Here is a 20,325-nt window from a genome sequence, read left to right on the forward strand (position 1 = left end):
CTATCTATTGAATGTGAGTCTTTTTGCGTTCTTTTCATTGGAAAAATTCCCGTTCTCGTATGCTAGATGACCATTGATAAAAGTACGTACCACTTTGGAGTCAAAAGTTGTGCCTTCAAACGGTGACCAACCACATTTGTACAAAACATTGGACTTTTCAACATGTTCGTTGGAATTTCTGTTCACCTGTACCAAATCGGCATAATACCCTTCTTTAACAAAACCACGCCTATCAATATCAAACAGCTTTGCTGGATTATGGCACATTTTTTCCACAATCTTGGTTAAATCAATTTTGCCTTCCTTTTCTTTTTGCAACATTGCCTGTAAAGCATGTTGCACAAGTGGCCCCCCAGAAGGGGCCTTAGTGTATGGATTGTTTTTTTCTTCAAGGGTGTGGGGGGCATGGTCCGTGGCCACAACATCAATTCTGTCATCCAAGAGTGCTTCCCAAAGCTTTTCCCTATCACTTTTGGTCTTTACGGCGGGGTTCCATTTGATCAATGTTCCTTTTTCGGCATAATCCTCATCTGAAAACCAAAGATGGTGAATACAGACCTCTGAGGTGATTTTCTTTTCTTCGAGAGGGATTTTATTTGTAAAAAGGGCCGTCTCAATTCCAGTGGAAAGATGAAAAACGTGTAATCTAGCCCCAGTTTTTTTAGCTAGGGAAATGGCTTTTGAAGAAGATAAGTAACAGGCTTCCTCACTTCTGATTAACGGGTGTGATTTTATGGGGATATTGTCGCCGTATTTTTTCCGGTATTTTTCCATATTTGCACGAATCGTACCCTCATCTTCGCAATGTGCAGAGATAACCATTTCAGTATTCCTAAAAATCTTTTCCAGAACCTCCTCGTCGTCCACCAACATATTGCCGGTTGAAGATCCCAAGAAAAGTTTTACGCCCGAACATGCATTTTTATCGAGTCGTTTTAATTCTTCCAAATTATCATTGGTGCCACCAAAGAGAAAAGAATAATTGGCAAAAGAACTTTTTGCACCCATTGCAAATTTTTCCTCTAACTTTTCAATTGTAGTAGTCTGGGGATTTGTGTTCGGCTGCTCCATGTAAGTGGTAATCCCACCTGCAATGGCCGCTTTGCTTTCCGTAGCTATGTCCCCCTTGTGGGTAAGGCCCGGTTCCCTAAAATGAACTTGGTCATCGATAACCCCCGGCAATACATAATCTCCATTCATATCAATGATTTCAGCGGTATCATCTGATATATCGGTATCAATACGAGTTATTAAATCCCCTTCCAATAGTATATCGGTTTCAAAGATTTGATTCTCATTGACAACTTTGGTGTTCTTCAACAGGATTTTCAACATTTTAAAAATTCTTTTTATAAAATATACTTCTAAACTTCATGGCAAAAACTCCAAAAATAGCTTCTCTGATTATTGCGGAATTCATCTTTGATTTCCCATTGACCCTATCCGTAAAAATAATGGAGACTTCCTCAATTTTATATCCTTTTAAATAGGCTCTATATTTCATTTCAATTTGGAATGCGTACCCTATGAATCGTACCGCATCCAGGTTTATATTTTGAAGCACTTCTTTTTTGTAACAAACAAAACCTGCCGTGGGATCGTGAACGCGCATTCCCGTAATAATCTTCACATAAAACGAAGCACCATAGGAAAGTAGAATTCTGAAAAGTGGCCAGTTTACCACATTTACACCTTTTTTGTACCTAGAACCGACCGCAACATCCGCACCATTTAAACATGCCCTATGTAATCTTGATAAATCTGCGGGGCGATGGGAGAAATCGGCATCCATTTCAAAAATATAGTCATAATCTCTTTGGAGCGCCCATTTAAATCCATGTATATATGCAGTTCCCAGACCGGACTTCTCTTTACGGACCTCCAAAAAAAGAAATTCATGGAATTCCTTTTGCAACCTTCTCACATTTTCGGCAGTTCCATCAGGAGAATTGTCATCTACGACTAAAACGTGAAAGTCCTTTTTTAAATCGAAAACGGTTCTTATGATGGCCTCAATGTTTTCAATTTCGTTGAAAGTGGGTATTATTACTAAACCGTCTGCCATTTAAACAAGATTAGAGCGCAAAAATACGGTTTTATCACTAGTGGCTAAAAGTTACCATAACTATTACTATGCATTGTATTTGTCAATATTTGTAACTTTGATACATCTAAAAACCATTTGATGACTCAAAAGTTTCCCAGGCTTTTCCTTATACTTCTGGCTTTTCTTTTTGTTCTCAATCTTGTACAGAGTCATTTTACAGAACTAATTTACGATGAGGCCTATTATTGGTACTACTCGCAAAAGTTGGATTGGGGCTATTTTGATCATCCGCCCATGGTTGCTTTTTTAATTAAGTTGAGCAGTTTCTTTTTTAATGGTGAATTGGGAGTCCGTTTTATGAGCTGTATTCTTTCTGCTGGAACTTATGCCCTATTGTGGGAGCTCATTGATAATCATAAGAAGAAAGATTACATAGTACATTTTTTCCTTTTGGTTTTTTCAATGACCTTGATGAACGCCTATGGATTTTTAACCCTTCCGGACACTCCGCTTTTATTTTTTACTGCGCTTTTTTTATTACTCTACAAACGTTTTCTGGACAATCCCACTATTTTGGTTTCCATAGGTCTGGGCATTGTTATGGCAGCTTTGATGTATAGTAAGTATCATGCAGTTTTGGTGATTTTATTTGTTTTCCTTTCCAATATTAAACTTATAAAGAGCTGGCAAGCCTGGCTAGCTGTTTTTGTGGCATTGGCGTGTTTTACACCGCATTTTGTATGGCTTTACAATAATGACTTTGTCTCCATTAAATACCATCTCTATGAACGTCCAAACCAAGCTTACTCATTTACAAAGTTTACCTTGGGATATTTTGTAAATCTTATTGCTATTTTTGGACTGCTTTTTTATTGGGTATATTATGCCCTAATCAAGACAAGACCATCTGATAAATTTAATAGAGCCCTGCTTTATTTGACCTACGGGGTCCTCTTGTTTTTCTTTATCTCTAGTTTTAACAGAAGGGTACAGACACAATGGATAATTATTATTTCCATACCCATGGCGGTAATTGCATTTAACCATTTACTCATCAATCCCAAAAGCAGAAAATGGATGTTCAGAATGGGAATTGCCAGTTTGGTATTGCTGCTATATGCTAGGGTTTGGATGGTCCATAAACCTTTATTGCCCATTCTTTTTGAAACCCATGGCAACAAGGTTTGGGTAAACGATTTGCATAGCAAGTCCAAAAATGCACCCATAGTATTTGAAAATTCTTACCGCCGCGCACCCATGTACGAATTTTATTCCGGTGATCCTGCATTCTCGTTGAACAACTATATGTATAGAAAAAATCAATATTCCATTGACGGTTCAGAAGAAAGGGTAAGAAATAAAAAAATACTTTACGTGACAAAATATGCCAATAATGGAGATATTACATATGCGCACCCGGACAGTACGGTTTTTTACGGAACTTTTATAGATGATTTTCAATCCTATCGTGACCTCAAAGCCTTTGTGGAAAAAAAGGAAAAGGAAAATCAATATTTATTGAAGGTATATAATCCATACGATTTTGATATTCCTTTGGATGAGCTCAAATTCAGTGTGGCATTTTCCAATGCATATAAACAAGTAAAAAAATTATTGCCAATAGCACCCAAAAAAAATTCGGAAACAATACGTCTGCTTAAATCCAAGGATACTTTAAATCTTCATTTTGAATTACCATTTCCCAAAATGGAAAATGCTGTATATTTTAGAGTGGTAATTTCTGAAAACAATTTGTTGCCCGGACTTAATGGAACACCTGTCAAAATAGAAGAATGAACCCCATATATAAAACTGTTGAAACTTTAGATTGGATCACCATCACCCTTTTTTTAAGTCTAGTATTCTTGGCATTTGGAAAATATCTTTTTCAAAACAAATTTTTGAGCTTCATCATTTTACCTTTCAACAATAGATATATTGTGATGCACAACAAAAAAGGACGTCTTTTAAATTGGTTTCATATGCTGATGACCCTATTTCAACTGATAAACTTTTCAATATTTATTTTTTTGCTTTATAAAACTTTCTTCACACTGCAAGAAAACAATTTTCATACTTTTTTTATTATTATGGGGGTTCTGATACTATTTCAGCTTTCCAAAATGCTTTTGCAATTTGCAAAAGGATTTGTTTTTGATACCCAAGGGTTGATTTCTGAACTATTATTTAATAAAACCACCTATCTCAACCATAGCAGTTTGGTAATGTTTGTATGTAATGTGCTATTGGTTTATGTGACAAAAGACTCAAAAATGATCATTTCCATTGCTTTAACTCTAATTCTTTCAATTAATTTCATTGGGTTGGCAAGACTCTTAAAGAACTATCAAAATGTAATCTTAGCCAATTTTTTCTATTTTATTTTGTACCTTTGCACACTCGAAATTGCACCCCTAGTAATAGTTGGAAGCTATCTAAAAGATTGAAAGCTTATGAAAGTAAAAACAATTTTGGTTTCCCAGCCAGAACCCAAAATCGAAAATTCTCCCTATTCACGATTAATTGAAAAAGAAAAAGTAAAGGTGGATTTTAGACCTTTTATCCACGTTGAGGGAGTAGAGGCGAAAAGTGTAAGGCAACAAAAAATTGATTTGAACAATTTTACTGCCATAATCCTTACCAGCAGAAATTCGGTAGATCATTTTTTTAGAATTGCCGAAGAAATGCGTTTTAAGGTTCCTGACACAATGAAATATTTTTGCCAGTCCGAAGCTGTAGCTTACTATCTGCAGAAATATGTCGTTTACAGAAAACGAAAAATCTATGTGGGTAAAAGAGCTTTTAATGAGCTGGTTCCGCTCATCAAAAAATATAAGGATGAAAAATTCCTCTTGCCCTCTTCTGACACGCTCAAGTCCATTGTTCCACAATCACTCAACGAACTAAACATAGACTGGAAACGTGGGATTTTTTACAAGACTGTCATTAGTGACTTATCGGATTTAAGAAAAGTAACTTATGATGTTTTAGTATTCTTCAGTCCTTCTGGGATTGAATCTTTGTTGAAAAATTTTCCCGATTTTGAGCAAAACGGTACCCGTATTGCAGTTTTTGGCAACAGTACAGTTGATGCTGCTACGGACGCAGGTCTTAGAATCGATATAAAAGCACCAACGCCAGAGACTCCATCAATGACAATGGCATTGCAGAAATATATAACCAGTGTAAATAAATAACTGGTAGATTATATAAAACAGAGAGGGCCCGGTCAATGACCGGGCCCTCTCTGTTTAAAACGCATACCGTTGCGGACCTCCACGCCTTATTTCCTCACTGGCGTAGGATTCAAATTTTTTGAAATTTTCCCTAAAAGCATTGGTAAGCTTGAATGCAGTTTTGTAATATGCTTCATCATTGTTCCATGTAGTTCTGGGACTTAACACGGTAGTTGGTACTCCTGGACACTCCCTGGGCTGGGCAACTCCAAACACGGAGTGGATATGATAGTTGTCGTAGCTATAGAGCCCAAGCGCCCCACTTAATGCCGCACTTATCATGGCCCTTGTATATTTTAATTTCATCCTTGTCCCCACACCGTAAGGACCACCTGTCCAACCCGTATTGATTAGCCAAACATCAACCCCGGATTCTTGCATCTTTTTGCTCAGCATTTCAGCATACTTAGCCGGATGCAACGGCATAAATGGCGCTCCAAAACAAGCTGAAAAAGAGGGCTGCGGTTCAACAACGCCTGCCTCTGTACCCGCAACTTTTGCCGTATACCCAGAAATGAAGTGGTATGCAGCTTGAGCTGGCGTTAATTTAGAAATTGGGGGCAAGACTCCAAAAGCATCGGCTGTTAAAAAGAAAATATTCTTTACGTTTTTGCCTATGGATGGTTGCTGAATGTTATCAATATGATAGATTGGGTAACTGACCCTGGTATTTTGCGTTATTGAAGTATCCGAGAAATCTACGACTCCATTCTTGTCCATGATAACATTTTCCAAAATAGCGCCTTGTTTGATGGCTCCATAAATCTCGGGCTCATTTTCTTGGGAGAGGTCAATGACTTTTGCATAACACCCTCCCTCAAAATTAAATACAGTATTCCCTGCGGTCCATCCATGTTCGTCATCCCCTATCAGTTTTCGGTCAGGGTCCGTGGAAAGCGTTGTCTTTCCAGTTCCTGAAAGGCCAAAAAAGAGTGCCGTATCACCAGCTTCACCCACGTTTGCTGAGCAGTGCATTGGAAGGGTATTCTTATTGACAGGTAAAATAAAATTTAGAGCAGAGAAGATACCTTTTTTGATTTCGCCCGTGTATCCCGTGCCCCCTATCAATGCAATTTTTCTGGAAAAATTTAGAATTGCAAAGTTATGCTGTCTTGTGCCATCAACTTCCGCATCTGCCATAAAACCTGGGGCGTTGATAACGGTCCATTCAGGGTCAAAATTCTTCAGTTCTTCCTCTGTTGGTCTCAAGAACATATTGTAGGCAAACATATTTGACCACGGATATTCATTGATTACCCTAATATTAAGTTTGTAATCCTCATCCGCACAAGCATAACAATCCCGTACAAAAAGTTCTTTTTCGTTCAAGTAAGCAATTACTTTGTCATAAAGTTGATCAAATCTGTCATTTTCAAAAGGTATGTTAATTTTCCCCCACCAAACTTTATCTGTCGTAATATTATCCTTAACAATGAATCGGTCCATTGGAGACCTTCCTGTAAACTCACCGGTATTAACAGCCAAGGCACCGGAAGAAGCTTCTTTGCCCATATCTTTTTCAATGGTTAGCTGATGGAGTTCCTTGGAGGATAATTGATAATGTATGTTCGTATGCTGTATTCCATACTGATTTAACGAAATCGATTTCGTCACTGGGATATGAGCATCCATGCTTTTGTAGTTTTTAGTTGGTGCAAAGCTAGAAAATTATAACTTTTCAGGACTATTTTGATAGTTTATTTGACCGATTTTCCGGTCAAAATATAATATCCCGCAAGAAACCAACCAAAAATTAGAAAAGTGCCGCCCACAGGAGTAACGAACGCTATTTGCTTAAAATCGAAGGTAGTTAAGCCATTCAGTGCGAGCAAATAGATTGAAAACGAAAATAGTAGCACCCCTAAAATTATGGTTATAAAAACCAGTTTCTTTTGCTTATTGCCCAAACCCTCCCAAGACCCTAAAAACAATAGAAAAAGTGCATGGTATATCTGGTAGCGGACCCCAGTTTCAAAACTGGCAACTGCATTGGCATTGACTATTTTTTCTAAGCCGTGCGTACCGAAGGCACCTAAGATTATTCCCAAAATACCAAGCAAGATTCCACTGGTCAAAATTGTTTTGTTCATAACTTTAAAAGCTTTAATATTTAAAAATATAACAATTTGATACTTTAGTATTCGTTTTAATCAAAAGTAAACAAAACCTATGGCTCGCACTATTTTGGTACTTGGAGCAGGTAAGTCAACCTCTTATCTCTTGGATTATATTCTTAAAAAATCCAATGTGGAAAATCTTCAACTGGTTATCGGTGACCTTCATCCCGAACACATTTCCAAAGAGTTTTCATCTCACCCAAATTGTAATGTAATCTCGCTTGACATCTTTAATGATCAACAGCGAAAAAAAGTAATAGCAGCTTCCTCGCTGGTTATTTCAATGTTACCCGCAAGGTTGCATATCAAAATAGCAGAAGATTGCATATATTTTAAAAAACATCTTGTTACCGCATCTTACGTAAGCAAAGAAATTGCTGCACTGGATGGGGATGCCAAGAAGCAAGGGCTAATCTTTTTAAATGAAGTAGGACTTGATCCAGGTATTGATCATATGAGTGCCATGGAGATAATCGACCGTATAAGAAATAATGGTGGGAAAATGTTGCTTTTTGAATCTTTTACAGGAGGGTTGGTAGCACCTGAAAACGATTCCAATCTTTGGAACTATAAATTTACCTGGAACCCGAGAAATGTTGTGGTCGCCGGTCAAGGTGGGGCTGCTAAATTTATTCAGGAGGGAACCTACAAGTATATTCCCTATCAAAAACTGTTTCGTAGGACCGAATTGGTAGATATAGCTGATTATGGAACTTTTGAGGTTTATCCAAATAGGGATTCTCTAAAATATAGGGATGCCTATGGGTTACAGAATGTTTTGACACTTTACCGTGGTACAATGCGCAGAGTGGGCTTTTCCAAAGCTTGGCAGATGTTCGTTCTACTAGGATTGACCGATGATAGCTATACGGTTGAAAATTCAGAAGGGATGTCCTATCGTGAGTTTTTAAACCTTTTTTTACCTTATTCTCCAACTGATTCCGTTGAGCTCAAGCTCCGCCACTATCTTAAAATTGATCAAGATGACATTCGCTGGGGAAAATTAATGGAGCTGAACCTTTTTGATGGCACTAAAAAAATACCTTTAAAGAATGCTACTCCAGCACAAATGTTGCAGTATATCCTAGAAGATAGTTGGATGTTGCAAGAGGACGAAAAAGATATGATCGTAATGTATCATAAATTTGGTTATGAAATAGACGGTCAAAAAAAACAAATAGACGCCAATATGGTCGTATTGGGAGAAAATCGAACCTATACGGCTATGGCAAAGACCGTGGGACTGCCCGTAGCGATTGCAGCGCTTCAGATTCTGAACAAAGAAATTACGAGTCCAGGGGTTCAGATTCCCATCAAGAAAGAAGTATACGAACCTATACTTTCTGAACTCAAGTCGTATGGCATCAAGTTTAAGGAACACCAGGTCCCCTATTTGGGGTATAATCCAGACTCTATAGCAAATTAACGTTTTCCAGTTTTTCGGTATCTTTAGCTTCAATCTTTAATCATTTTTGTGAAGAAGCCTAACAGTTCGGTAAAAATAGACGGTATTGATAAAAAAATATTACGTTTTTTGATGGAGGACGCCCGTAGGCCTATTTTGGAAATAGCCCGTAACATCGGTATTTCTGGTGCGGCAATCCATCAACGCTTACGCAAATTGGAAAAATCTGGGCTATTCTCCGGTTCAAAATTTATCATCAACCCAAAAGTATTGGGATATACCACAATGGCATACATCGGGATTTTTTTGGACAAGGCCATGGCGAATCCGCAAGCCGTACAACAGCTTAAAAAGATTCCTGAAGTATTGGAATGCCACTATACTACCGGCAATTGGTCCATTCTTATAAAAGTGCTTTGTAAGGACAACGAACATTTGATGGTTCTTTTAAACAAAAAAATACAGCAAATTGAAGGAGTTTCCAGAACAGAAACCTTTATTTCGTTGAATCAACAGATAGATAGACAGATTTCAATATAAAAATACCTGTTCGAATTACTCCGAACAGGTATTGTGTTTTGTTTTATAAAGAAATTTAGTCTCTTCCGCCAAAAACGGCCCAAGCCCAATAAACCAGAGAAGCCAGCGCTCCCAAAGCAGCTACCAGATAGGTTCTTGCAGCCCATTTTAGTGCATCTTCTGCACCGGCATATTCTTCTTGGCTTACCATATTCTTTTGCTTTAACCAGGCCAAAGCCCTATTGCTGGCATCATATTCCACTGGTAAAGTGATAAAACTAAAAAGCGTTGCCAATCCCATCATAACAAGTCCAGCTATAGCAATGTAATATCCAAAACCAACCCCGGCCGCTGCGCCCAACATTAAACCACCAAATACAACCCAAGTAGACATACTGGATGTAATGCTAACTATGGGCACCAATTTAGAACGCATCGTCAACCATTCGTAGGCTTGTGCATGCTGTACTGCGTGACCGACCTCATGCGCAGCGACCGCAGCCGCAGATGCATTACGTTGACTGTAAACACCCTCGCTCAAATTAACGGTCTTGTTCTTTGGATTATAGTGATCCGTGAGCATTCCTGCCGTGGATACCACTTTAACATCACGTATTCCATGGTCATCCAACATTTTTTGGGCGATTTCCGCACCACTCATACCATTGCGGAGATGGACTTTTGAGTATTTTTTGAATTTGCTCTTCAATCGGCTGCTGACCAACCAACTTATTAGGGCAATTCCACCGATCAATATATAATATGTCATCATAATTTTTCTATTTTAATTGATATAAATATACCAACTTAAAAGCAAAAACCCCGCCATTCTCTGAGCGGGGTCGTTAACTGACAAAATGTATGTTATGCTAGCACGGGCTCCCAATCAAAAGCTCTTGTAATTTCATGATATACGACTTCACCATCTACAATATTGAGTCCTTTTGCGAGTGATTTGTCCAAATTGCAGGCACTTCTCCAACCCATATTGGCCAATTTTAATACATAGGGCAATGTTACATTGGTCAAGGCAACAGTGGAGGTATAAGGGACTGCCCCAGGCATATTTGCCACACAATAGTGCACAACATCATCAATAATATATATAGGATCTTCATGGGTAGTTGCCTTTGTAGTCTCTACGCATCCACCCTGGTCTACGGCAACATCTACGATAACCGTACCGGGGCGCATTTCGTTTAGCATATCTCTAGTGATTAGATTTGGAGCTTTGGCACCTTTCAGAAGAACCCCGCCGATAATTAAATCGTGGGTCTTTATAAGTTTTCTGATATTGAACTCGTTTGAAAATTCCGTTACCACGTGACTGGGCATCACGTCATTTACATAACGTAGACGTTTCATGTTTACATCCACGATCGTTACGTGTGCACCCAATCCTGCTGCCATTTTTGCAGCCTGAATTCCAACAGTACCAGCACCCAATACCAAAACCTTGCCTGGTGCCACACCTGGAACTCCTCCTAAAAGTACGCCCCTTCCCTTGGCAGGTTTCTCCAAATATTTAGCACCTTGTTGAATTGCCATTCGGCCCGCAACTTCGGACATAGGGGTCAGTAATGGTAGGGTTCCTTCTTCATCTTCTACTGTTTCATAGGCAATACAAGTTGATTTGCTGGCTATCATTGCTTTGGTCAATGCCTCGCTGGAAGCAAAGTGGAAATAGGTAAATACAATTTGTCCCTCGCGAACCAATCCATATTCTTCGGCAATAGGTTCTTTTACTTTTACTATCATATCGCTCAAGGCATATACTTCCTTAATGCTATCTAGAATAGTAGCACCGACCTGTTGATAGTCTTGATCAAAAAAACCGCTTCCTTCACCAGCTCCTGCTTGTACATAAACAGTATGGTCGTTCTTTACCAATTCGAAAACACCAGCAGGGGTCATTCCGACCCGACTTTCATTGTTCTTGATTTCTTTGGGAACCCCTATAATCATTTTATCCATTGTTTTGATTAATGATTCAAAGGTGGTATAAAAAATTGAAAAATAAAATATTGATTAGATAAAAAGTGGGGGTAAATCGATTAAAAACATATATTTTAAATCTTTACCCCTATAAAAATAGGGGTAGTATAGAAAAATGTTTATCTTAATTCGATTCCCTACTCTAAAAGTTTATTTATGTATAAGTTTTAGAATCAACATTGTTATGGCCAGTATTCCCGTAACCACATTGGCCAAGATGATTGCCAAGCTGTTGAGGTGAATCCCATAAATTATCCAAAGAATCAGCCCTGCAAGCAATACAATATACATGGTAAGCGATATATCTGCCGTGGATTTATCCTTTAAGGCCTTATATACTTGTGGTACAAAGGCGGATGTAGTCAGTGTTGCAGCGGTGAGGCCAATGATTTCAGTGGTTTCCATAAAGTCAATATACGTAATACTTCACCAGTCGAATTATTTGGGAGATTACTATAATACGTTTTGACGGGCTCAGCATGACTATGCTTTACATCATTTACCCAACAATGTTCACGATTTTCCCAGGGACTACAATAATCTTTTTTGGAGTACGACCAGACAATTGTGCTTGAGTTTTTTCATGGGCCATAACTGCAGCTTCTATTTCATCCTTTCCCATAGCTAGGGGCAATTCCATGGTAAAGCGCATTTTGCCATTAAAAGAAATTGGATATTCCTTACTACTCTCCACTATATACTTTTCTTCAAATTTTGGGAAAGGTGCTTCAGCTATGGATTTTGTATGCCCCAGCTTTTCCCAAAGTTCCTCCGCAATGTGTGGCGCATAAGGTGAAATCAAAATAGCCAATGGTTCCAAAACAGCTTTACTGGTACATTTTTGAGCTGTAAGTTCATTAACGCAAATCATAAAGGTTGAAACCGAGGTGTTGAACGAAAAATTCTCAATGTCCTCCTCTACTTTTTTGATGGTTTTATGGAGCGTTTTCAGGTTCTCAGCTGATGGTTCTGCTTCAACTACACTTCGGCTACGCTCAGTGTCCCCTTCGTGCAGGCTATCGAAAAATGGGGAATAGAGCTTCCAAAGTTTTTTTAGAAAAGAATGTACTCCGGTTATTCCAGCGGTGTTCCATGGTTTGGATTGTTCCAATGGCCCCAAGAACATCTCGTACAAACGCAATGAATCCGCTCCATATTCCTCGCAAATTGCATCTGGGTTAACTACATTATATTTGGATTTGGACATTTTTTCGATTTCTCGAGACACTTTAATTGTATTATTCCGTTTTAATAAAACGGAATCTTCAAATTCTTTATATCTATCATCTTTTACAAAATCAAAAAAATTCAAATCGTCTGAAGCATTGACATATCCTACATCTATTCTTTTTTTAGTTAAGAAGTATTCACATTGGTTCAAATCAAAACCTTCATTATATTCTGATTCAAAAAGTTCTTTTAAAACTGACAACTTTTCATAAAATTCTTTATCCGCGCCTACAATAATTGGAGCATATTCATCTGCTACCTCCAATTTAATATCTGCTGACACCACAATATCTGAAAGACTTTCAACAAACTTAATTATTGAGGATTTTTCTCCGCTATGATGTTTCTTCCATAAATCTCTGTCAAAAGGAACTTGGATTGAAACTACACTAATAAAAGCACTTGTCCCCGTAATCATTCCCTGATTAATCAATTTTTTGGCAAATTCATCTTTAGGGGCAATGCCCTTATCAAACAAAAACTTTTGCCAAAAACGGGCATATAATAAATGGCCCGTAGCGTGTTCGCTACCTCCAATATATAAGTCCACATCTTCCCAATAATCGATGGCCTCTTGTGAATAGATAGCCTCGTCATTATGTGGGTCCATATATCTATTAAAATATTGGGAGCTGCCCGCCCAACCTGGCATGGTATTCAATTCGAGCGGGAAAACTGTTTGTTCCGCCTCTTGCTCTCCCCCAGCGGATGAGAGATACTTATTGCTGACTACTTTATTTTCAACAGTATCCCACGCCCAATGTGTAGCATTGCCCAAAGGAGGTTCGCCCGTTTCTGTTGGAAGGTATTTTTCAACTTCGGGCAGCTTTAAAGGTAAGTGCTCCAAGGCTATCATTTGTGGCATTCCATCTACATAATACACCGGGAATGGTTCGCCCCAATATCGCTGACGGCTAAAGACTGCATCCCGCAGACGATAATTTATCTGTCCTTTGCCCTGCCCCAATTCTTCAAGTGCTTCGATTGCCTTTTTTACGGCTTGCTGATAATTGAGCCCATTTAAAAAATCCGAATTCGCAATAACGGTATTTGCTTTATCTGAAAAGGCCTCTTTAGAAATATCCACTCCCTCAAAAATGTTGGGGATGTCGATACCATAATGTCTTGCAAAATCATAATCGCGTTGATCACCACAGGGAACGGCCATTACCGCTCCTGTACCATATCCTGCCAAAACGTAGTCCCCAATCCAAATGGGTATAGGTTTTTTGGTAAATGGATGCTCTGCGTAGGCGCCCGTAAACACTCCGGAAATGGTCTTTACATCTGCCATACGGTCACGTTCCGAACGTTTTGCCGTTGCTTCAACATAAGCCTCAACGCTTTCTTTTTGTTCTGGCGTAGTGATTTTTGCAACAAGTTCGTGCTCGGGAGCCAAGGTCATGAAGCTTACACCGAAAATTGTATCGGGACGGGTGGTGAAAACTTCGATCTCACGATGGTGATTGAGCGAAGTCGAAATCACATTTTGGTCGCTTCGACTACGCTCAGCGTCCAGACTATCAATTACATTAAAAGTGACCGATGCTCCTTCTGAGCGACCAATCCAGTTGGTCTGGGAGTCTTTTAATGGCTGTGGCCAATCAATTGTATCCAAACCATCCAGCAGCCGTTGGGCGTATGCGGTAATGCGCATACTCCATTGGGTCATTTTTTTTCTTACTACCGTGTGTCCCCCCCTTTCGGAGACACCGTTCACAATTTCATCGTTGGCCAATACCGTTCCCAATGCTGGGCACCAGTTAACTTCGGTGTCGGCCAAATATGTCAACCTATATTTTAATAGAATTTCCTGCTTGGACGTATCTGAAAAACCGTTCCAATCTTTGGCACTGAAAATCGGTGTATCATCATCACAAGCAGCATTTACTTTTTTATTGCCATACTTTTCAAAAATGGAAACCAATTCTGTTATATTTTCAGCTTTATCCGTGTCTTTATTATACCAAGAATTGAACAATTGAATAAAAACCCATTGTGTCCATTTATAATATTGAGGGTCAGAGGTACGCACCTCACGGCTCCAATCAAAAGAAAAACCAAGTTGATCCAACTGCTCCCGGTAACGTTTTATATTGGCTTCTGTTGTAACAGCGGGATGTTGACCTGTTTGAATGGCATATTGTTCGGCAGGCAGACCAAACGAATCATATCCCATAGGGTGAAGCACATTGAATCCTTTGTGCCTTTTATAACGCGCATAAATGTCGGTGGCAATATATCCGAGCGGATGTCCTACGTGCAATCCTGCCCCTGATGGGTAGGGAAACATGGAAAGCGCATAGTACTTTGGCTTTTCAGAATTCGTAAACGCTTTAAAGGTTTGGTTTTCTGCCCAATATTTTTGCCATTTGGCCTCAATTTCACGAAAATTGTAGTTCATAGGTATTCACGTCTTTTTCGAATTGCAAAAATAGCTTTAATCCCCTAATTACGATTTACTTTTCTATTTTTACATATTGAACCCATTTAATCTTTTTAAATGAATTCATTGATTTTCCTTTATGAGCCAATATATTGAACGATATCAACGAAGAAAACTGATCTCATCCTATTTTTCCGTGGTTTTGAGCATTGCATTGGTGCTGTTCTTACTTGGGGCTTTGGGACTTTTGGTAATCAATACCAAAAAACTCGCGGATCATTTTAAGGAGCAGATTACCATTTCGGTTTTTTTAAAGGACAATGCCAAGCCCATTGAAATTGATCAACTCCAGAAAAGTCTGGCATTGGCGAATTATACTAAATCAGCAGATTACGTTTCCAAAGAAGATGCCGCTGAACAATATAGTGAGGATATCGGCGAAAATTTTACTGAGTTCTTGGGTTATAATCCCCTTAAAAACTCAGTTGATGTAAATTTAAAAGCTGATTTTGTATCGCCTGGGCAAATTGAAGAGATTGCCAATGATATAGCTTCCAAGACCTATGTAGATGAAGTAAGCTATGACAAGCCCCTCATTTCTTTATTAAACGAGAACGTGCGAAAAATAAGCTTATGGATTCTTGTCGCGAGTGCCGCTTTTACATTGATTGCGGTTTTATTGATTAATAGCTCCATACGGCTTTCCATTTATTCTAAAAGATTTATCATTAAAACCATGCAAATGGTAGGTGCAACAAAAACTTTTATACGTAGACCTTTTATCTGGACAAACATAAAATTGGGAATGTTGGGTGCAACTCTGGCACTAATTGCACTTGGTGTTGTTCTGTATTATGTAAATGCCACTTTTCCTGAACTCAATCTGTTTCAAGATTTAGTGGTTCTTGCTGCATTGTTTGTTGGGGTGTTTGGTCTTGGGGTCATTATATCCTGGGCAAGTACGCACATTGCCACCCAACGCTTTTTGAATTTAAGGACAGATGATCTTTATTATTAACTTTGCGCCATGAGCAAGAAAAACAAGAATATTCCAAAACCAAATCCCCAGTTTATCTTTCAGAAAAGAAATTACATATTTCTTTTTATAGGGTTGGCCCTTATTGCACTTGGTTTTATACTGATGACAGGGGGCGGAAGTGATAATCCCAATGTTTTCAATCCGGATATTTATAACTTTCGTAGGATACGATTGGCACCGACCCTGGTTCTAATCGGTCTGGGTATTCAAGTATACGCCATTTTACTCAACCCTAACAAAAAGCAAAAGTAGTTTGGATATTATAGATGCTATCATCCTTGGTATTATACAAGGACTGACCGAATTTTTACCTGTATCATCAAGTGGACATTTGGAGTTGGGCAAAGCTATTTTAGGAAATGACTCACTCCCTGAAGAAAGTCTTTTGTTTACTGTAATCTTACATTTTGCCACCGCTTTGAGTACGATTGTTGTTTTTAGAAAAGATGTGTGGGATATCATCAAAGGGCTTTTTCAGTTCAACTGGAACGAGCAGACCCAATTTTCAATAAAAATTATCATTTCAATGATTCCCGCCGCCCTGGTAGGTTTTTTTCTTGAAGATTTTATGGAGGTCTTTTTTGATGGTGCCATTATTATTGTTGGCATAATGTTACTTGTTACAGCTGTGCTTTTATATTTGGCAGATTTGGCAAAAACTACTGGAAAGGATGTCTCTTTCAAAAACGCTTTTATTATAGGCTTGGCACAGGCAGTGGCTATGCTTCCGGGCATTTCACGAAGTGGTGCCACAATTTCGGCCGCAGTATTATTGGGGGTCGATAAAACGAAATCCGCACGCTTCTCTTTTTTAATGGTCGTCCCCTTAATTGTTGGGAAAGTGGCAAAGGATATTTTGAGCGGCGAAATTAATTTTGAAGGTGGTGAAACTGCAGCCATGGGTGCTGGCTTTATTGCAGCTTTTTTGGCAGGGCTAGCCGCTTGTACCTGGATGATTAAATTGGTACGCCAAAGCAAGCTCAGTTATTTTGCCATTTATTGTTTGATTGTTGGTCTTATTGCCATTGCATGGAGTATTTGGGGATAAGTATTTCTTTTGCTGATTCAATTATAAATTAAATACGTATCCACTTGAAAACCAAAGAGGATTTCTTAAATGGGCAGCTTCTACTTATAGACAAACCTTTGGAATGGACTTCTTTTCAAGCGGTCAATTCATTGAAATGGGTGCTTCGTAAAAAATTCAATCTTAAAAAAATCAAAATTGGCCATGCAGGTACTTTGGACCCATTGGCAACAGGGCTATTGATTGTTTGCACAGGTAAATTCACAAAAAAAATTCCTGAGCTTCAAGGGCAGGCCAAAGAATATACGGGCACTTTTACCATAGGAGCCACTACGCCATCTTTTGATCTGGAAACCGAAGTGAACCAAACTTTTTCTGTAGAACATATTTCAGAAAAGTCAATTGTTGAGGCAGCACAAAAATTCCTTGGAGAAATGGAACAGGTTCCGCCCATATTTTCAGCATTGAAAAAAGATGGTAAACGACTTTACGAATTTGCTCGGGAAGGAAAAAAAGTTGAAATCAAACCACGAAAAATAGTAATCTCTCATTTTGAAATTACACACATAAGTTTACCGGAAGTCAAATTTAGGGTAGTGTGCAGTAAGGGAACCTACATTCGTTCTTTAGCGCATGACTTTGGAAAATCTTTACGATCAGGAGCATATTTATCATCACTCAGAAGAACCAGAATAGGTGATTTTAACGTAATTAATGCTGTAACACCATCGGTTTTCAAGGAAAATCTGCAGGACAAAAGTTAAAATCCTTTATAAATACCGCTTAGGTATACTTATTGAAATGTAATATTTTTAAAAAAACAAGGTTATTATATCACCATGAACCTCAACAGAAACCAGTTATCGTTATTAATAACTTTTTTCTCCATGTCGCTCATTGTATTGTTGTTATACAACATTCATTTGGGGGGCGTAAAGGAAGAAGAATATGTTATTGAGATGAGTTTGGCAGATGAGGATATTGAGGAGTTGTTGCAAGAAGAGGAAGAGCGATTGGAAGAGCTGGCCAATAGCGACCCGATCAAAAGCCATATGGCATTCAATGAAACTGCAAAACCATCCGTAGGAAATCCTGAGCCGCTAAAAACATTGGAAGAGATTCTGGAAGAGCGTGCATTAAATAATGAGCAAGGTGAATTTACGGGATCAGATAGCGAATTTGAGGCCCATCTAAAAGAACTCGCTGCAAAACGAGAGGAAAAAAAACAAAAATTGGGTGAGCGTGAAGCCCAAAAAGAGGAGTTTACAAATAACCTAAAAGATAAACGCACATCCATTTCCTATTCCTTGATCGATCGTAATGCGTATTCCCTACCGCCTCCAATTTATACCTGTATTGAAGGTGGAAAAGTGGTAGTCAACATAAAGGTGGATGAATCCGGTTACGTAATCGAGGCTGATTTTAACAATGAGAGTTCAGGTACGAGCAATGGCTGTTTGGTAGATAATGCAATAGCTTATGCATTAAAGGCAAGGTTCAGTCCTGATTCCAAAAATACGCAGATCGGAACTATTACCTACTTATTTCAGCGGAAGTAATCCTGCTAAATCATTTATAATATCCAAACCCTTATCCTTATTGTACCACAATTGAAGGTCTTGTTTGAATTCTGCAGTCAACTTACCGTTTTTACGTTTATAGTCTTCAACTAGTTTGGTTGCAAAACTTGACCTTGGTCCCCATTCCCCAATAATATGGTCATTCTCTCTGTCCCAGATGATTAATTTTGGGATAGACCTTGACCCATTGGTCAAAAAGCTATCCATTAATTCTGGATTTTCATCTCTAAGAACGATTTTGAATTCAATATTTGGATTTAAATCAGCAATTTTATTTAATACGGGCAAACTTGGGGAAGCATCTCCGCACCAACTTTCACTTATTACCAAAAAGGTAAGCTTTGATTTCATTTTTGAAACCCTTTCCGCTATGTTGATAGGTATTTTCAAGGTTTTGTCCCAACGATTCATTCTGCGGTCATTGAGTTGGGTATAGTTTACCAATGACTCCGAAGGGTCGTCGCCCGTGGTTTTTCCATTTTTAGCCAAATCATGTACTAGCTTCCTATACGCCTCATAATCCATGCCCATGGCAATGTTTCTTTTAATAAGGCCTAATTTTTCATTCTGCATATTTTTTCAACTTGGACCATAATTTTTTTCAAAAATAAGCTCCAAATAATATTTGAAACGTGATTTTTGTCATTGAACTCATTTAAACTTTTTGGATTGAAGCGAAAATCAGTGATTTTTTGCTTGATCGATGACTTTTTTTGAGTTGCATAGCAGGGCTATGGAAGGATAAAAAGACGAAAAGCGGGCAAAAAAGGACGATTTTTTAGCCAATTGAAAAAGTCTAAATGAGTTCATTGGTAGTATTCTATTTAAAAAACTTACAGCATTCCAGAGCAATAAGTAGAATTTTTATGGCTAATTCTTTAACAATCTTTTCTTGACCATTCCGCCTTTTGTATCATTTATACTATTCATGACTACAAAAGCTTTTGGGTCTATTGCGTTAAGTTCAATATTCAATTTTCTTATTTCCAGCCTTGTGATTACCGTATATATAACATCATATTGATTATGTTCCCCTTTTTTTCCATACCCGCCACTTGCCTTATAAATAGTTAGACCCCTGCCCAGCTTCTCTGTTACCATTACCCTGATTTCTTCACTTTTTGGTGAAATTATGGTCACTCCCGTATACTCTTCAATACCTTCCAGTACAAAGTTGAGTGTCTTTGATGCTGCCAAATATGTAAGCATAGAGTATAATGCAGCTTCAATGGACAACAAATATGCAGCTGCCAAGAAAATGACTACGTTTATCATGATAATTACGTCCCCTATTTTGGCTCCCATCTTTTTACTCAAATAAATTGCCAAGACCTCTGTACCATCCAGAACACTTCCGCCCCTAATTGATAGTCCGATTCCCGCTCCAAGAAAAAACCCACCGAAAACAGCTACCAATAATTTGTCCTGTGTGACTTCTGGGAATTGGACGAATACCAATACAACGGCCAAACCTAAAATTGCCAAAATCGCTTTTATTGTGAATTGTTTTCCCAACACCCTATATCCCAGTACCAAAAAGGGGATGTTGACCAAAATAATCAATGCCCATAACGGGACGGATGTAACTTCTGTAACCAAAAGAGAAATACCCGTAGCGCCACCATCTATAAATCTGTTGGGCAATAGAAAGCTTTCAAGACCAAAAGCTGCCGAAAAAATCCCAGTGATGATGAAAAAAATATCCTTAAGATGTGAATTTACCTTCATTGTTTCTACCGTACTA

At 38.5% G+C, this 20,325-nt stretch carries 20 protein-coding genes; 10 read left to right on the plus strand and 10 right to left on the minus strand.

What is annotated here, in order from left to right; translation table 11 throughout:
- Positions 1-1,335, minus strand: a complete 1,335-nt coding sequence (locus HME9304_RS05425) for a dihydroorotase (RefSeq protein ID WP_112377612.1) — start codon at positions 1,333-1,335, stop codon at positions 1-3.
- Position 1,336: 1 nt separating this feature from the next.
- Positions 1,337-2,065: a polyprenol monophosphomannose synthase gene (locus HME9304_RS05430; protein WP_112377613.1), complete on the minus strand. Its 729-nt coding sequence runs from the start codon at positions 2,063-2,065 to the stop codon at positions 1,337-1,339.
- A gap of 120 nt (positions 2,066-2,185) precedes the next feature.
- Here HME9304_RS05430 and HME9304_RS05435 point away from each other — a divergent pair, with 120 nt between their 5' ends.
- Genes HME9304_RS05435 through HME9304_RS05445 form a run of 3 tightly spaced genes read left to right on the plus strand, consistent with a single transcriptional unit; the run spans position 2,186 to position 5,244 of the window.
- Positions 2,186-3,844 (plus strand): ArnT family glycosyltransferase, encoded by a 1,659-nt coding sequence (locus HME9304_RS05435; protein ID WP_112377614.1) that lies wholly within the window; start codon positions 2,186-2,188, stop codon positions 3,842-3,844.
- Positions 3,841-4,494: a DUF4271 domain-containing protein gene (locus HME9304_RS05440; protein WP_112377615.1), complete on the plus strand. Its 654-nt coding sequence runs from the start codon at positions 3,841-3,843 to the stop codon at positions 4,492-4,494. The genes HME9304_RS05435 and HME9304_RS05440 overlap by 4 nt, the downstream gene beginning before the upstream one ends.
- Positions 4,495-4,500: 6 nt before the next feature.
- Positions 4,501-5,244: a uroporphyrinogen-III synthase gene (locus HME9304_RS05445; RefSeq protein ID WP_112377616.1), complete on the plus strand. Its 744-nt coding sequence runs from the start codon at positions 4,501-4,503 to the stop codon at positions 5,242-5,244.
- A gap of 54 nt (positions 5,245-5,298) precedes the next feature.
- Here the strand turns inward: HME9304_RS05445 and pckA are convergent, their stop codons facing one another.
- Positions 5,299-6,915, minus strand: coding sequence for a phosphoenolpyruvate carboxykinase (ATP) (gene pckA / locus HME9304_RS05450; protein WP_112377617.1), 1,617 nt, complete (start codon positions 6,913-6,915; stop codon positions 5,299-5,301).
- 65 nt (positions 6,916-6,980) lie between these two features.
- On the minus strand, positions 6,981-7,373 hold the full coding sequence (locus HME9304_RS05455) for a DUF423 domain-containing protein (RefSeq protein WP_112377618.1): 393 nt from the start codon (positions 7,371-7,373) through the stop codon (positions 6,981-6,983).
- 79 nt (positions 7,374-7,452) lie between these two features.
- Here HME9304_RS05455 and HME9304_RS05460 point away from each other — a divergent pair, with 79 nt between their 5' ends.
- Positions 7,453-8,826 carry a saccharopine dehydrogenase family protein gene (locus HME9304_RS05460; protein WP_112377619.1) on the plus strand — a complete coding sequence of 458 codons (1,374 nt, stop codon included), beginning with the start codon at positions 7,453-7,455 and terminating at the stop codon, positions 8,824-8,826.
- Positions 8,827-8,874: 48 nt separating this feature from the next.
- Positions 8,875-9,345, plus strand: a complete 471-nt coding sequence (locus HME9304_RS05465; RefSeq protein WP_112377620.1) for an Lrp/AsnC family transcriptional regulator — start codon at positions 8,875-8,877, stop codon at positions 9,343-9,345.
- 55 nt (positions 9,346-9,400) lie between these two features.
- Here HME9304_RS05465 and HME9304_RS05470 read toward each other — a convergent pair whose 3' ends face one another.
- From HME9304_RS05470 to HME9304_RS05485, 4 genes are all read right to left on the minus strand, one after another.
- Positions 9,401-10,096 (minus strand): zinc metallopeptidase, encoded by a 696-nt coding sequence (locus HME9304_RS05470; RefSeq protein WP_112377621.1) that lies wholly within the window; start codon positions 10,094-10,096, stop codon positions 9,401-9,403.
- 92 nt (positions 10,097-10,188) lie between these two features.
- The gene (gene ald, locus HME9304_RS05475; protein WP_112379736.1) at positions 10,189-11,289 is read right to left on the minus strand and encodes an alanine dehydrogenase; all 1,101 of its coding nucleotides are present in this window, start codon (positions 11,287-11,289) and stop codon (positions 10,189-10,191) included.
- Between the two features lie 180 nt (positions 11,290-11,469).
- A complete protein-coding gene (locus tag HME9304_RS05480; RefSeq protein WP_112377622.1) occupies positions 11,470-11,724 on the minus strand; it encodes a SemiSWEET family sugar transporter in 255 nt (84 codons plus the stop codon).
- Between the two features lie 94 nt (positions 11,725-11,818).
- Positions 11,819-14,953 carry a leucine--tRNA ligase gene (locus HME9304_RS05485; RefSeq protein ID WP_112377623.1) on the minus strand — a complete coding sequence of 1,045 codons (3,135 nt, stop codon included), beginning with the start codon at positions 14,951-14,953 and terminating at the stop codon, positions 11,819-11,821.
- Positions 14,954-15,074: 121 nt separating this feature from the next.
- Here HME9304_RS05485 and HME9304_RS05490 point away from each other — a divergent pair, with 121 nt between their 5' ends.
- From HME9304_RS05490 to HME9304_RS05510, 5 genes are all read left to right on the plus strand, one after another.
- Positions 15,075-15,953 carry a cell division protein FtsX gene (locus tag HME9304_RS05490; protein WP_112377624.1) on the plus strand — a complete coding sequence of 293 codons (879 nt, stop codon included), beginning with the start codon at positions 15,075-15,077 and terminating at the stop codon, positions 15,951-15,953.
- 9 nt (positions 15,954-15,962) lie between these two features.
- On the plus strand, positions 15,963-16,226 hold the full coding sequence (locus HME9304_RS05495) for a DUF3098 domain-containing protein (RefSeq protein WP_112377625.1): 264 nt from the start codon (positions 15,963-15,965) through the stop codon (positions 16,224-16,226).
- Position 16,227: 1 nt separating this feature from the next.
- Entirely contained in the window at positions 16,228-17,022 is a 795-nt protein-coding gene (locus tag HME9304_RS05500; RefSeq protein ID WP_112377626.1) for an undecaprenyl-diphosphate phosphatase, read from the plus strand.
- Positions 17,023-17,066: 44 nt separating this feature from the next.
- Positions 17,067-17,765, plus strand: a complete 699-nt coding sequence (gene truB, locus HME9304_RS05505; protein WP_112377627.1) for a tRNA pseudouridine(55) synthase TruB — start codon at positions 17,067-17,069, stop codon at positions 17,763-17,765.
- Positions 17,766-17,840: 75 nt separating this feature from the next.
- The gene (locus tag HME9304_RS05510) at positions 17,841-18,560 is read left to right on the plus strand and encodes a hypothetical protein (protein WP_112377628.1); all 720 of its coding nucleotides are present in this window, start codon (positions 17,841-17,843) and stop codon (positions 18,558-18,560) included.
- Here HME9304_RS05510 and HME9304_RS05515 read toward each other — a convergent pair.
- Together HME9304_RS05515 and HME9304_RS05520 are read right to left on the minus strand one after the other, a co-directional pair.
- On the minus strand, positions 18,543-19,154 hold the full coding sequence (locus HME9304_RS05515; protein WP_112377629.1) for a thioredoxin family protein: 612 nt from the start codon (positions 19,152-19,154) through the stop codon (positions 18,543-18,545). The genes HME9304_RS05510 and HME9304_RS05515 overlap by 18 nt on opposite strands.
- Positions 19,155-19,451: 297 nt before the next feature.
- Entirely contained in the window at positions 19,452-20,309 is an 858-nt protein-coding gene (locus tag HME9304_RS05520; protein WP_112377630.1) for a YitT family protein, read from the minus strand.
- Positions 20,310-20,325 lie beyond the last annotated feature (16 nt).

It is taken from the genome of Flagellimonas maritima, assembly GCF_003269425.1.
GTDB lineage: Bacteria > Bacteroidota > Bacteroidia > Flavobacteriales > Flavobacteriaceae > Flagellimonas > Flagellimonas maritima.